Raw genomic sequence first — 16125 nt, forward strand, 5'->3', positions numbered from 1 at the left:
ACATGTATAAATACTGCTGTATAATGCAGACAAAGGGCGAAGCCTATTAAATCAGCTCCGCCCATATCGTTAATTCTTATGGTCTTATATCAGTTTCTTGAGTTTACACAAACTTTGAAACGCTCTCTATCTACATTCTTACCCACTTTTTGATATTTACACATCTTTTGCTATATTCCCATTTATTTTTTTACCATTTGCACAATAGCAGCTCTCTTCATGTTTTTATTTACTTCTACTCAGTTGAATCTCTTTCGAACCCTATATTTATGGTTTGAATAAACTTTTGTAGAAGATAATTCCACTTTTTTCCGCCTTTTGGAAGTGAAATTTAGCTTTTCACTTCATCATTTTTTTCAAATAGTATCTTTTTTCTGCTTTTTATAACAAGATATGATAAGTAAAGTAAATTCGTTTAACACAAAAGCCTCATTTTATTTATCCTGTTTTGTGAAATATCAAGATACTTTTTTCTTTTTCAATTTCTATAAATGACCGATTATACCTTACTGTAGCTGCCCCGGTCGTACCGGAACAACTCAAAGGGTCAAGGATCACATCTCTTTCTTCAGAAGAGTTGAGCACTAGATCCTCTATGATAGCTTGTGGTTTCACTGTTGGATGACCATATAACATCTTGTTTATTTATTTGTAGGCGTGATCCAGTATGTGTGACCTCTTTGATATGTAGTATGTAATTGTGTGCATTTCCGAAAATACAAGCAATATTCTTTATCGTTTAGATAGTACTTTCCACATGCCGGTATAGGATTAGTTTTAATCCATACCAGGATATCATAATTACAGACGTGTTCTTCCACAAAAAAAATCAAGATAGGGGATGATCAGTTGACGGTTACACCATGTATAGATTTTGACTATTTTCAGCACACTAAGAAAGTAGTCCAATATCGAAAGCTCTATGCCAGAAGTAAGATCATCCGCAGATAACTCCCTTATCACTGAACGATAACTTTCCGATATCATTCTTCATACAAGATGTATTTTTTGTATCGATGTCATAATGGGGAGAGCGAATATCATCACGTAACATCGTTTCCTTCACTTTTTTTGCTTTCGTTGTATCTACATTCTACACACTATTTATAAAAATGCAAACCACTTTTTTGCATTTTTATATGGACAGTAAAAAAATATCTTTAACTCATTCGAAAAGGTTGAACAACCGATTAGTTGGAATAACGCTTTTAGAGTTTTACAAAGCGTTGTATCTTATCCAGAGGATTGCCGATTCTAATCAATGGAATTACTAAGAAAACTCAGTTGCCTTGATGATGTATGAGAATGCGATGAATCAAAAGATTATCATGAATAACAAGAAAATTATTGTCATAAAATGTTGGAAACATGTAAATGATTCGGTGTTTCTGATAACTGATCTGTTCAGCAATGAGAAGAGCATATATACTGGAGCAGGTGATGATCTGTCTGATTTTATGATAGAGAGCAATTTTCGATTTCTGGATGAGATATGCTGTTTGAAAGTATAAATAAGAGCGTAAATGCTTGTTACTCTGATGTCACAGATAAAGTAAGCTGTGAATATAGATTTTTGGTCTGGTTGGGGAGTGTAAAATAAGTATGCAGACTAGTGTTATGACCTTGTGATATTTAATTAAATTTTCTGGTAATCACAGCTGCCCTGATGTATGATAAAAAGAAACGGCAGTGATCCCTATGGCAAGACCAAAAAAAATATAATATCCATCTTACAGAAAAAGAATTGAAAACGTTGAAATCTTCTATCCGTAAGAAAGGAACATCAAAAACGATCCGCAGCAGATGCCAGATCATTCTCAATCTGGACGAATCCCACGGAAAAGATTTAACCCATGAACAAAGTGCAAGATCGAATGGTGTCTGCATGGCAACGGTTACCAATACTGTGACGAAATATATGAATGGCGGCATTGACGCCGTTACTGAAATTAAGAGGAACATAAATTCAGATAATGCAAGGCGCAAGGATGACGGACGTACAGAAGCTCGGCTGATCGAACTTGCCTGCGGAGCCGTTCCGGAGGGGCATTCCCGTTGGACAATCTGTCTGCTTGAAAAAGAATCCAAAGTGATCTTGGAAACTCCCGTGGGCAGGGAGGCAATCCGCAAGGCCCTAAAAAAACAAACTTCAACCTCACAAAAACGACTACTGGTGCATCCCAGCAAAAAAAGATCCGGAATTCATAGCTGTATGGAAGATATTCTTGACGTTTACGAACTTCCCTATGATAAGAAACATCCGGTGGTATGCATGGATGAAAAACCATACCAGCTTCTTGGTGAGGCAAGGGAACTACTGCCGATGATTCCGAGAAGTGACCGAAAAACAGATTCCGAATATGTCCGTAACGGCACTGTCAGCATATTTGCTTTTATAGAACCGCCTGGAAGGATGCATCATGTAAGTGTAAGAGAACACCGCACAGCGCTTGACTGGGCAGAAGAAATCAGATACATTACAGACGACATGTATCCGGATGCTGAAAAAATCGTCCTTGTGATGGATAACCACAAAACTTTCTCATTGTATAAGCGCTATCCACCGTAAGAAGCAAGACGCATCCTGATAAGGCTGGAGATCCATTATACCCCAAAGTATGGGAGTTGCTGGATATTGCTGAAATAGAGCTTCATGTAATGACTAGAAATGCCTCAGCCGCCGCATCGCTGAAATAGGACTGTTACGCAGCGAACTGTCTGCATGGGAAACAGAACGGAATACACTGGCAGCAAAGGTCAACTGGCATTTTAGAACCAGTGAAGCCAGAATAAAACTCAGTTCACTGTATCCCACATTTACTACTGCCTCTTAACGAGGTGGTATTATTATTAAAAATCATTGAGTCATTACACTAGTTGCTTCAATACAAAGATCGACAACTACGCAGATTTATCAATTATCCACAACTCCTTGATTTGTTATTAAACATATCACCTGAACTCAAAGCAGCGTATAGATTTAAAAATCTATGCTTATGTTTTAATATGGTAAGTGATTATGAAAATGCAGACCATGACTTTTCTGATTTTATGAAGGAAGTGAAAAATTATAAGTCCCTGTAATGATTGAGATGATCAATATGTTGAATAATTGGCATGTTGAAATCATAAATTCGTTTATTGTAGTTGATGGCAAGCATTTATAGAATGGTATCATAAAATCTCGAAATTCTATTGTTAAGCTCATTAAGATAACAGGTAATGGCTACGTTAACTTCGCCAGATTTAGAAATCGCTTTATATACTGTATGAATAAAAATGCTAAACCTAATATGGCAGGTTATGATGTATCATTAAGAATGAAGAGACATAAACGCAGTAAAAATAAAAAATAATAATAATGTTGTTTGACCAATATAAAAAGCAGCAGAATGTTCATTTTCTAACATTTCTACTGCCTTTTTAAAACCCTATGTTAATTTAGAGCCCCATTATATGATAGTCCAAAAGTTATACGATTTCTTAGTCATTGATTGCCTGCATGACAGCGTCGCTGTTTATAATGTTTAAATTAGAACTGTTTCCAACCAAATGGCTTTCGTTATAGAGTTTGTTGATTTACGGAGAGTGCCATGGACAGAATTGAGAATCGCCTCAAACTCCTCTAATACGGTTTGTGGGCAGCCGGCACCATTCAGTTTGACATTGATATAGGATTCCGCCTTTGTCATTTCCTTTATGTTGATTCATAACCAATCATATGATGTAAGGGTTCATAGATACTCGGACGCAGAGAGAGGTAGACCGGAAAGAAGGGCAACAGCCTAGTCTCTGGAATCCATTTCAATGTTGAGCAGCATCTCCAGATTATTGAGAACGGCATCCCGATAAAATTCACTTCATCTATAGTGATGACAGGAGTTTGCTGCTTTTCCAGGATAAATCGGTTGATCTAGTCCTAAATGATCTTGATGTTGTCTGTTATACGGAATGCCAGATGAACACCAATCTCAGCGGAAAAGTTGCAGTAAAAACATTCACAGTCAGAGTGGAATGACTGGAATAAACCACTTTATAAAGAGAAGTGGTTGACGATTATGGTGAAAGTCCCCCACAGTGTACTCACATCATATAGATTTTTGGATGATTTTGATCCTTTTTCTTTTGACTCATATTTTGATAATTATTTGTTTTCTAGATTTTTTACAATCACGGGGTAATCCTTGAATACTTCCTGCATCTCTTTTACTGCTTTAGAATGTGCATCTTTATCCATGCTGGATAATAATATCAACTTATCTTCCCATGACTTATAATTCAATGGTTCCTTTTCTAAAGAAGAATTCAGATATTTTAGCTTGAGCTCATCACTTGACGTAACACTTGCCTGATGCCTATCATATTCTGAAGCATTATAAGCATCGATATGACCACTGAAGTAGTTGTTGATCATGATATATGGCAATGTTGAGTTAGCATTACCGCAGCCTTTCCATCCAAAGACATCATATCCTAACTGATAATTGTGCTTTGCATCTAGATAGATATATGCACAGTGCCCTGGCTGCCCAATAGGGAATGTTGGAATACCATATGATTGAGCAAGAACGCTGCTTAGTTTAGACATAGCTCCACACACACCACCGTATTTGATAACCTCTTTTATCGTTGGATTAGAACCATAAAAATTAGGACCTTGAACGCTGGCACCTGTATCCGGATTGGTAGCGACATATTTGATCAGAGAATAGCCTTTTGTAATATCATTTCTGTTGATCATGTCTTGCTTATTCTCTTTCATATAATTTCTCAACCAAATCATATCCTCATCGGAGATTTTCGCATTGACCACGTTTCTCATCTCACGGATTGTCAATCCGGCAAAGTCTTCGAATAGAATTCCTTCTGCTTCAGCCCTCGCAAGATTTTCATATCTCTTCATTGGATCTATTTGGGATTTTACGTTATACCATGCGTACACACCTTTATTGAATTCCAAAGATGTAGCAATTGCAATTTTCAGATTTGTTCCTTGGTGTGATGATTCGTGCTTCTTCCAGATTTGATACCAAATTTCCAGTGATTCCATCTCATTTTTCACGTTAAACGTAGTATCTTTGAATTGATAAGATGACATTCCTGTCTGTTTAGAGGATGCTGCATTTCCGCCATCTAGGTATAGTCTCATAGCTTCCGGATTCTTATACAGCCAATCTAGGAACTTCTTGTGATCTGCATCTTTTTTTGCAAATACATCAAGCTCCGTATTCGTTAGACGTTTTTCAACGTTAGCTTTCAATATAGCGGTCATGGAATCTGTAGTAGCAAAGACGATATCCAATCCATCTGAAGTAATACGGACTTCCATCTTTTTGTTGCTCAAATTCAAATCTACCAACTTTTTCTCATCATCATATGTCTTGACTCTAAAATGTTCTGCGCCGGTTAATCGAATCTTATATCCAATCTTAAATGGGGTCTCATCTGTCTTCACATCCAGTTTTTTATTTCCAATAAAATCTTTCGAGTATACGACATTGCCTTTTAGATCAAGAATTTCCACTTTCTCGTATGAACCGCTAAAATACACGTGTGGCGCTGTATTCTTAGTTGTCAATTTTATATCCATAGAATTATAATCGACTTTCAATGACGCATATTCTCCATTCCCCAAGCCTGAAAAACGCATTGTTCTGTTTTTAGCATCCACTCGTTCCAGTTTGCTATTACGTACGATATATGTGAAAGGATTGGTATTGTTTTGTTTCAACTCGTCATTGTGATTCGTCGTGAAACGTGAAGGTTCCTGCTTTTCAATAATGAGACGATAGCCTTCTTTTAAATCGAATGTTTCAGTTTCTGCTTTCTGTGAAACATTTCCAATATAACTTTTTGCGTATGTGGTCTTTCCTTTTGTATCCTGAACTGTAATCTTTGCATACTCGTTCTTGATATAGGAATGTGGCATTCTATTTTTTGTAACTAGACGCGCAGAATTGCTTCCATCATTATAGAAGAATAATTGAGCAAACGTCGTATCGCTTAACCCCTGCAAAGTAAATTGCTGAAGCAGGTTACTTGCTTCTGACAATAGAGATGACATATATTTATTGTTTGTTTCCTTAGATTCATTCACTTTCTTTACCAGAGCGTCGATTTTTTCCTGTGTTACGTTTTCTGCCAACTTCGTACATGTGGTATCTGTGAACAAGTCGATAACTTCGGATTCTAGATCTGAACCGTTCTGTGATTTCATCACTTCTAGTCCATTAGCTCCCAGTTTAATAGAAGTCTTGTTCTTGGCAAGGCTCAAAGAGACTGGTTTATTACCTTCATCATATACTTTTATTCTTACATTCTGTTCTGCACCCGTTAAACGAATTTTATATCCTGTCTTGAAAGCCACTTTTTTCGTTTCTGGAATCAATGTCTTGCTACCTTCGAAATCTTTCGTATAGACTACTTCATTTACTTCATTGAGAACTTCCAGCTTTTCATAAGAACCCTTAAAATATGAGTGTGGTATCACTTTCTTTGCATTCAAAGCCAGGGTCATGGAATTGTAATCAACTTTCAGTGTGGCATATTCTCTATCACCTAATCCGGTAAAGTGGAATATACGGTTCTTATTGTCGATTCTTTCCAGTTTACCATTTCTAACGACATATGTATATGGATTGCTGTTGTTCTGTTTCAATTCATCGTTATGATTCGTTGAAAAACGAGATGGTTCCTGCATAACAATCGTCAAGGTGTATCCTTCCTTCAATTCAATGCTTTGTGTTGCAGCTTTTTCAGAAACATTTCCTACATATTTCTTTTCGAATACAGATTTTCCTGTCGTATCCTTTACCGTGATCGTTGCATAGTCTTTTGCGATATAACTGTGAGGCTGTCCTGCTCCCGTAACCAGACGAGCTGAATAGCTACCATCGCAATTAAAATATAGCTGAGAGAAAGTGCCATACAATCCATTCAGATTGAACTGCTGTAACAGATTACTTGCTTTAGATACTGTAGACAACATCTGCTCTTTATCAGCTTCATTGGATGCTTCAACTTTTTTCTTTACTGTATTGATTTTTTCCTGTGTCATATCTGGGACCAATCTTGTAAGAGAGCCATCTGTAAAAAGACTGATGACTTCGGATTCCAAATCAGATCCATTTTGTGACTTCATCAGTTCAAGTCCGCTAGCTCCTATTTTCAGAGTTGCTTTGTTCTTGGACAGCTGTAAAGACTGAGGGGTATTGTCATCTTGGTAGGCTTTTACTCTGAAATCCTGCTCAGAACCGCTGAGGCGAATCTTATAGCCGACTGCAAAAGGAATGTCTTCTATCCCTGCTTCAAGCCTCTGTTTACCATTAAAATCTTTGGTGTATACAACTACATTTGTTGTATCAAGAACTTCGATTTTTTCATAAGAACCTGAAAAATATGAATGTGGCGTAACATTTCTTGTTGTCAAGCGCATCTTCATGGAATTGTAATCGACTCTTAAAGAGGCATATTCATTGTTTCCTAACCCTAACAAGTGTAATACGCTGTTCTTGTCATCAATACGCTCTAATTTTCCATTTCTAACAACATATTTATATGGATTGGTATCATTCTACTTCAATTCATCGTTGTGGTTTGTTGAAAAACGCCATGGCTCTTTTATTGTTATCGTTAGATAATACCCTTCTTTTAGATCAAGAGTTTCTGTTGTCGCTTGTTGTGATACATTACCAACATAATCTTTTGTATAGACATTCTCCTTATTTGCATCATCAATCTTGATTGATGCATAACTATCCTTGATATAAGAATGAGGCACACCTCCTTTTGTCACCAATCGAGCAGAATAGCTACCATCACTATAGAAATACAGCTGAGTGAAAGTGCCATACAATCCATTCAGATTGAATTGTTGAAGCATAGCATTGGCTTTTGTTATCAAAGCTGTCAATCTTTCTTTTTCAGCCTGATTGACGGTCTCAACCTTTGCTCGCGCTTGATCGATGTTTTCCTGTGTGATTCCATCAGCTAATCTAGTACATGTCTGGTCTTTGAATAAGCTAAGCACTTCTTTTCTTGCAACAGAAGTACTCTGTTCCTCTTTTACATCCGTCGTAGAAGTTGTGGCATGGATAGGTTGATATGGGATGTTTCCCATAATAAGCGAACTTAAACATACCAGTGTAAAGACTTTGTTACCTTTCATAGACATCTCCTTTCAAATAGATCTTGTAATTCTTGATTCAAAAAACAAATGGGTAAGTGTACCATTAATTCCCAATTTATGTGCCTTTGTAGATGTACTCTTTTGTCTTTTAAATCACTATTCTAAAAACAGCACTTGGTATTTTGTCTTACCCCCATACTTCCGCTGAAAGATTTGCTTCTGTTTCTTTTCGGATATCGTTATTTGTTCATGGGATGATCCTTTGTTAAGCACTCTCATTTGACAAAATAGCAAATGTCCATTCTTACTGATACCCCCTCCTTTCATGAGAAAAATTTAAATCCAATATTTACCAATCGTAAAAAAATATATCATGAAAAATAATGGAATTGCAACTCTTTTGCTCGAATATTTTACCACTTTTGATGTTTCATAAATTACTTTACTACTAAGGCATATATTCTCAGTGTAAAGCATTTTCAGCCTCTTGCTTTTTTGATAATAACACTACCAATTTTAAATATTTTCTTCCTTTCACATAACACTGTTCATGAAAGATTGATTCCGACACTTTTAGAAATCTTTTTCTTCTTTCATTTACTATCTGCACGGCAATCATTTAGATACAATCTGCTTTTTTCTTCCTCATCATTAATACAAATGAATTTGATAAAATGGCGAACATCGATAGAAAAAATTAAAAAATACCGTCATTCTCTTGTGGAACAGTTGTATCAATTCATTCTACAATCTTTGATTTTCTAACTACAATAAAGCTTATTTTCCAGTTCTGCCAGCTCAATCATATCTTTCAGTATGGTTGTGGGGTTTTCTTTATCTAATTCCTGTAACATTTTTTCGTAGGTGCTACTTGCCTTTTAACCGATGCAATGCCTTTTGTAATGTATAAGTCTCTGATTTCGTTGTTTATTGTATCTGCTCTCTGTCTTCTCCTATAAACCATGCCCAATCCGCATTTATCTTTCATTGATTTTTCGATTTATCGTCCTCTCTGTCTAAAAAAGCGGATATAATGATTGAAAAAAGAAAAAGCGATGCGTTCAGCGTCTCGATAAGTCAGTAAATCAACAACCGCATAATAAGCAAGCTCATTCTTCATACGTATTAAAATTTGTTTTTAATTTCTGTATCTTCAACTGTGCCATTCTTGACATACAGCTCATAATACTTCTGATACACACATATATGGTTCACTACATAAAGTACCCAGATATAAGATTTCTACAGTGTTTTTAGGTATATCATCTCCACATTTTTCTGTACTGTCCTAATCTTTCTGCTTACGAAAATAAGAAATACATTCACCTGCCTTATTTTTTCCTTAATGTGGAATATCTAAAATACCTGCTCTGTCATTGATAGCCAAACAAAGCCTTTTCATTACACCACCAACCGACATACAATAGAGCATAAAGTCATACTATGTGCCAGCAAATTTGTGTTTCCAAGAATATATTTGAATCATATCCACATTATCCATAATTTTAAAAAAACTAGTGTGGAATAATTATCACATATCAGCGCACATATCTTCGAGCATAGATAAATAGAGAGCAGAATTCCTATTATAACGATATCGCGATGTTTGATCACTATTCTTGTTTAGGTAATCTTGTGATATTGATCTGTAAGTAAGTTTTCCTATTTCTGTAAACTTTTTAATCATATCGTCTCTCCTATTTGTATAATTATAGATAAACATCACCTTTTCTCCTTGATATTGTATATATCTACCCCAATCATCATTTCCTGCAATCCTACGATAATCTTGTTTAGCTAAATGGAATGAACGTTCGAGATCATTATTTGTTTTTGGTATCTCTGGATTATCATAATACGTGAATAATCCTTCCCAAAATCCCTTGCTGTATCATTTTAGATTTTCCATAAACCCTTTCATGCCATGCTTTTGACCCTTTTCTTGAAAGGCTTTTATCAATAGACTTTTAAGAGCCTCCTCGTGCGATTGACTGATGGAAAAGCTTGTTTTTTCTAGGCTTTTGACTATATCTCTTATGATTTCATACATCTCTTGCACCTTGTGATAGCTTCTTTTGTGATTTCTCCTATTGATCATTGTGGGAAACGTTTTAAGATATACTGAAAGTCTCTTTTTTTGCTCTACCATTCGCAATGAATGCTCAAACGATTTTTTTAACTCTTCCAGTCTCTCATAAATTTTCATCCCAGGTAGTTCTAGTGACGGTTTTCCATCTTCTAACAGAATAGATCTTATAGCCTCACAATATCCGTTTATGATTTCTTTTTCCTTCTCCTCTAATTGCTCATTCTGCTTAAAACTTACTTCGATTGCCTGCAAACCTCGCAGGTTTTTCTTGATTGTAGTTTTTAACTTTCTATCTGATGCTATCATTGGCTTTGAAATATCTTTTAAGTAATGAAACTGGCAGAACTGATAAGGAACATCCGAACGTAATTCTTTTAGAGCTTTCCGTATTGATCTTTGTCTATCTCTGACGAAACCAAGTATGGGAACATCTGTATTTACATATGGCTCTAAGGCTTCCTTCAACTCTTTCGAAGACCCATTTTTCATACTGATTGATGCAATCACTTTACCACACAAAACTTCTCTTAAAACATATAGTGGTTCATTCCCTTTCGCTGGTTGTATACCATCTAACGACAGTACGATACCACCATATCTTGCTTTGCAAGTCTGATAAGTCTCGTTTTGTCTTTCTGTGCTATCTGTTTTAAGAAGGTGCTTGTATTTCTCATACATTTCTCAACCTCACGGTCAGTTATCTGAACATGATACTGTTTCAATTCTTCCGCTATTTCCATTCTGGTTTTATGATTACAGAAACGTTGCTCTCCAATAAAGGCAAAAACATCCATACCATATCTTGTATACCATAAGCTTTGATGAAATGCTTCTTCTGATGAATATACGACATCATTTCCTTTACAGTTTTTATCTGGACATCCATAACCTAAATTTATAATCTGATATGTTCCGCTTAGTGTCATTACAATTTGTTTGATACACAATGACGATATACATATTGGACATCTTGTGATTTCTAGTTTATATACGAGTTTTTCCTCTGCTTCCACAGTATAGATGCTTTTCATAATTTATCATCTCCATTATTCTCATTATACACCCTTTGATGCCTATATTGATTATTTTGTGATAATTATTCCACACTAGAAAAAAAACATATAATCAGGTTTAAGTTGTAAGACATCAAGAATAACTGCTAGTGCGTCCGTAATTGGAAAGCGAACACGAAAGTAATCTACCAATAAGAACAATGGTTCTAGAGGATTGAAATGCTCAATCTGTTTTGTCATTGTTTCCTTTAATTCGTCTGTCAATGGCTGTTTTCCAATTCAATACGATCGTAATACTCACGACTAATACCACAGGCAACAGCAAATCGTAATTGTGATACACCGTATTCCTCACGCTTTTCTTTTAGTTGTTTTATATGCTGCATTAAAAAGTCCTATAAATAAAGTCCTATAAATATTGACGCCACTACAGATATCTTTATTTCTAAGTGCATTTTAATACAATTCAACTGACAAAACAGACTGCGTCCTATTTCATTATTTAAATACATAGGATGTTTTCTCCGATATTGGAACAGAGCTAAATATCCTTGTAGATAATGTGCTGCGACATTTAAAGGACTTATAGCTGTTTTTTTGTTCTTTAGGTGTCAAAAGACGGGATTTCATTAGGACGATTCAATTCTTTAGTAAGCAGGTTGTTTTTCTTCCTGCTTTTATTATTGTGCCGTGCATGGCATACATCTAGTGTATTGACATGATGATATTTAGTTGAATAGTCTTGGCTATTATTGCCGTTTTCTGGCACAATAAAAGAAACAAAGAAACGGTGGTGATTTTCTATGGCAAGATCAAAAATATACATTTTTAAGCTTAGTGATGATGAAAGGGCTACACTTCAAAAAAACATTTCGCAACAAAAAAAAACTGCAAAACCGTTTTAAAGCAGTGCCTGATACTGCATGAGTCGGATGAAGAGCATGAAACAGGGCTCACCCATCCCTTGGTTGCTCACAGCTATGCTGTTTGACCTGCTACCATAACAAATATCATTCAGTCTTATGTTAAGAATGGCATTACCGATATTGTCGTCTACAAAATCATCCCTAATTCCAGTGCTGCATTGCTCAAGGTGGATGGAAGCGCTGAAGCACTCATTATCCAGATGGTCTGCAGTCCTACCCCGGAGGGGCATTCACGCCGGACACTTCGGCCCCACAAAACACCTACTAATGCATCCCTCCCAAAGATAACGCAGAATTCGTAGCCCGCATGGAGGAGATTCTGGACATTTATAAAAAGCCATATGACCCTACTGTTCCGTTGGTATGTATGGATGAAAAGCCATACCCAGCTGCTTGGAGAATACAGGGGGCCGCTGCTTATGCGCCCAGGTGATACCCAGAAATTTGATTCAGAATATATCCGAAACGGTACATGCAGTATATTTGTATTCGTGTAACCTCTAGGAGGCGTGCGGCATGTAAGTGTCCAGGAACACCTTACTGCGGTTAACTGGGCAGAGGTGATCAAGTACTTGGTGGATGTCAGCTACCCTGGCCGTGATAAAATCATACTTGTCATGGACAATCAGAATACCCAAGCCCTTTCATCCCTGTACAAAGCATTTCCTGCTGCGGAAGACCACATGATTGCTAAAAAGCTGTAAATCCATTACACTTCCAAGCATGTGAGCTGGCTTTTTATTGCCGAAATAGAGCTTTATGTAATGACATGTCAGTGCCTATCCCGAATGATTAACAATATAGACCTGCTCCGGCAGAAACTAGAAGCATGGGAGAGTGACCGCAATGGACATATGTCCGCATCCGATGGCGATTCACTACCGATAATGCTAGGAAATTCAGTACATCATAGGGATATTGATATCGCTAAAAGTAATCGGTTCACTACACTAATGTGGAATAATTATCACAAATTGGCGCATAAATCCACAAGTTTGGATAAATAAAGAGCCGAATCCCTGTTGTAACGATAGCGTAGGTTTATCCTATAGATGTACTCACTTCATCTATAGGATAAACCTACGCTATCGTTACAGTATTTATGTAATAATATTTAAATCACACTAATTTACTAATTAAGCCAAAAAGCACAGCCCTTTTAATACAATTAATAGAGGAATGTAAAGTTTAGGAAAATTATCTCCATCTAGAAAATGGTTGTATTAAAAAAACAGGGTATCTACCTACCAATGCCAATCAGTTAAGGAAGTTGACAAAATAAAAAAATAGATTAGATGTCTGCACAAGATGAAATGTAGATGTCTAATCTTTTTATAAACATATTTAATCCATAAAACATAGTAAAAAAGGCATTATGAAAAAAAATATGAGAGCCACTATGCTATATATAAATCAATATGCTTTTTTATAGGATATTGCCGATGGTGTTGTTGTCCTTTTTCGACTATAGGATCAATCTTTTTTTACCCACACGACGTTGTTCATAATATTTTCCTCAATCACTTGCATTGCAGTATTATAGATATCTTCTTCCATCATTACCAATGATTTGATAAACATTTTTTCATGATACCCACTGCCTTGTTAAAATTTCGCTTGATTACGTATTCTCCATCTTCCTTTTGTTCAATCGCTGCTTTTTCATTAATTTCTATCATTTTAATGATATCAAGTTATACAACCATATATCTGCATAAATACCCTGATAGAAGAGATGAGTATCTCTTTGAATCCTCTGAATTCCTCCAATTTTATCCTGTTCTTCAAACGATTATAGGATGTTTCTATCGTCCAGCGCAGATGATACAATTCCTTTAAGTCATCTATGCTGTATTCATTCATTGGCAGGTTAGATATCAGATATTCCACAATGTCTTTTCCTATAATGATCTTAATGAACCAAAGCTGATATGTGGTATTCATCAGATGCTGGCGAAACCGAATATCCTCTCGATAGTGATTTGTCGTTTTTCTATCGAATGTTACTTCAAATAATCTGTCTTCACCATCCTGTACCTGATCCATATAAGCTTTTAAAAAAACAGAAGATACACGAAATAGAAAGTATTGTTTTTGTTGTAACAGTTGATCTATGAGTCGCATAGACGGATACCCGCAATCAAAGGTAAAGATTGCTTTTGCAACATAATTTTCACAATAAGTTTTGATATGCTGTGCTGCCAGTGCCATTTCACTTAATGTACATGAACCGAATTGCATATCTAAAAACGTATTGTTTAGACAGTCATGTAAGGTAGATAAAAGTCCACCTACAGGTTTTGATTGATTTTTTGTTGGATTTGCAGATGCAGAGAATCTTCCGAATGCAGCTGTATTTTCCTTTGTGTTGGGAAGAATGATTTTTGATCCATCGACAGCCAATACAAGATTTCCTTTCCATTTTTTAAACTATCTGCTTCATTATCGTAATAATTTGCAATGAACTCATTACTCATGACACATATAGCCTGTGGATTGAACTTCTTCCTGGCGAGATAGAAAGCAGTTTCTGTAACCGGTTTTTTTCCTAATCTTGATAATAGTCCATGATATCACTCCATTGAGAACCGCCTTTTCAATTCAGCATTTGATAAACAAGATCAATAACAGAGTTATGGCGATTTCTGGTGAAAGAATGGGGATTATCACCTCGGATAAGATCTAGATGAAAAACGGAAGCCTGCTGAATGTAATCATAAAAAGTACGAATGACATTAGCACACATAGGCGTCACAACCATTATAAACAAAAAAAATCAATCAAAGTGTAAAAATCTGAATAATGGTTGAATAAAACTATAAGAGAATGAATGTAAAAACATAGAGAAATCTGTTGTCTATAAATGAATACCATAAGTTGTGTCCTCCTCGCCCTTTTCACTTATAAACACAGCCGCGATAGCGGCTGCTTTTTGATTCATTTGTCAATAGCAAAAAAGAAGGTATCTAGAGAATTTTTAAAATTTCTCCTAGTTTTCTCTTTTCCTATTTGTCAACTTCCTTAACCTATTGGCATTGGATAGGTGTGACTAAGTTTTTTTTATTTTTAAGTCTTTTGTGTTGAATCACCTTAAATATTGTGTATAATATAGATGAAGATGATCTTCTCCACAATAGTGAAGATAGATTATTTATTGTCGGAGTGATCGCCCTAAACCGTGGTAAAGTTTAGAGGGCGATCACTTTTTTATTAGCTTCACAGTTTCTAATATAACTAGTATGATCAGAAAGCTGATATATAAGTCAATATTCAAAATGACCACCTCCGAACTATTCACTGAAAGGGTTCACAGTCGAAGTGGAATAATCTATCTTCGTACAAAATTATAGCATATATTTCACAGTTGAAATACATATAATGTAATGTTTATCTCAACTGTGACTTTTGTTACTCATATCTACTTATTTACTGAGCTGCGCTATCAATCGGTTACATAAGAATATCATCCAACGTTTCCATGCAGGTCGTACCTGCGGATGCAAGAATTCTTCACGTTTTTGACAAGCAATCGCATGTGCAGGATTTTTGTTGCTATCTATTTTCTGCAGTACGATCCTTTTATTCATCCGGTACACATAGCGAAACTGCGACCAGAGTTTTTGATGCATCCGGGCAGTAGGGCGGAGCTGCTTAGGGATCTCTTGAATCTTTGTCTTTCCTAATACGACACTGAATAGATGTGTATGTATGATAGAATCGATCTCTGTATATATGACGGCTTCTTTATAAAAATGTTTGGCTATATGATCCAATGCCATCTTGATCGCATAGGCTTCTCCTTTCTGAATATTCTTTTCATTCTTTGGTATTTAGTTTTGGTATGTATGCGGATATGATCATCGATATAGATCGCACTGACGAGGACACCATCCTTTAAGCTGGCATCACAGAATATCTTTACTGCATAAGAACCTTCCTGAAGCAGTTCATGCTTCGTTCTATAATACT

Annotated in this window: 7 protein-coding genes and 2 pseudogenes; 2 read left to right on the forward strand and 7 right to left on the reverse strand. The window is 36.0% G+C overall.

Annotated features, from left to right (window positions below; translation table 11 throughout):
- Positions 1–1744 precede the first annotated feature (1744 nt).
- The gene (locus tag NE665_RS18740; protein ID WP_210548305.1) at positions 1745–2569 is read left to right on the forward strand and encodes an IS630 family transposase; all 825 of its coding nucleotides are present in this window, start codon (positions 1745–1747) and stop codon (positions 2567–2569) included.
- A gap of 1575 nt (positions 2570–4144) precedes the next feature.
- Here NE665_RS18740 and NE665_RS18745 read toward each other — a convergent pair.
- The 6 genes and pseudogenes from NE665_RS18745 to NE665_RS18770 form a co-directional block, all read right to left on the reverse strand.
- Positions 4145–7495, reverse strand: a complete 3351-nt coding sequence (locus NE665_RS18745; RefSeq protein ID WP_256302599.1) for a putative mucin/carbohydrate-binding domain-containing protein — start codon at positions 7493–7495, stop codon at positions 4145–4147.
- Positions 7496–7573: 78 nt separating this feature from the next.
- On the reverse strand, positions 7574–8167 hold the full coding sequence (locus tag NE665_RS18750; protein ID WP_233104781.1) for a toxin Cry1Ac domain D-VI-related protein: 594 nt from the start codon (positions 8165–8167) through the stop codon (positions 7574–7576).
- A gap of 700 nt (positions 8168–8867) precedes the next feature.
- Positions 8868–9569, reverse strand: a pseudogene (locus tag NE665_RS18755) (replication initiation factor domain-containing protein); the annotation flags it as partial.
- A gap of 450 nt (positions 9570–10019) precedes the next feature.
- Positions 10020–10895, reverse strand: a complete 876-nt coding sequence (locus NE665_RS18760; protein ID WP_117444886.1) for a hypothetical protein — start codon at positions 10893–10895, stop codon at positions 10020–10022.
- The gene (locus tag NE665_RS18765) at positions 10790–11248 is read right to left on the reverse strand and encodes a hypothetical protein (RefSeq protein ID WP_147324031.1); all 459 of its coding nucleotides are present in this window, start codon (positions 11246–11248) and stop codon (positions 10790–10792) included. Before NE665_RS18765 ends, NE665_RS18760 begins: the two co-directional genes overlap by 106 nt.
- An 87-nt stretch (positions 11249–11335) precedes the next feature.
- Positions 11336–11616: pseudogene (locus tag NE665_RS18770) on the reverse strand (helix-turn-helix domain-containing protein); the annotation flags it as partial.
- A gap of 1049 nt (positions 11617–12665) precedes the next feature.
- Here NE665_RS18770 and NE665_RS18775 point away from each other — a divergent pair.
- Positions 12666–12860, forward strand: coding sequence for a hypothetical protein (locus NE665_RS18775; RefSeq protein ID WP_117444884.1), 195 nt, complete (start codon positions 12666–12668; stop codon positions 12858–12860).
- Between the two features lie 985 nt (positions 12861–13845).
- Here NE665_RS18775 and NE665_RS18780 read toward each other — a convergent pair.
- A complete protein-coding gene (locus NE665_RS18780) occupies positions 13846–14559 on the reverse strand; it encodes a transposase (protein ID WP_008819062.1) in 714 nt (237 codons plus the stop codon).
- Positions 14560–16125 lie beyond the last annotated feature (1566 nt).

The organism is Clostridium sp. DFI.1.208, assembly GCF_024463855.1.
Taxonomy (GTDB): domain Bacteria; phylum Bacillota_I; class Bacilli_A; order Erysipelotrichales; family Erysipelotrichaceae; genus Clostridium_AQ.

Excerpts from the sequence above, each read along its gene's own strand:
- NE665_RS18750 (WP_233104781.1), bottom strand. The coding sequence starts at position 8,167 with ATGAAAGGTAACAAAGTCTTTACACTGGTATGTTTAAGTTCGCTTATT.
- NE665_RS18760 (WP_117444886.1), bottom strand. The coding sequence starts at position 10,895 with ATGTATGAGAAATACAAGCACCTTCTTAAAACAGATAGCACAGAAAGA.
- NE665_RS18765 (WP_147324031.1), bottom strand. The coding sequence starts at position 11,248 with ATGAAAAGCATCTATACTGTGGAAGCAGAGGAAAAACTCGTATATAAA.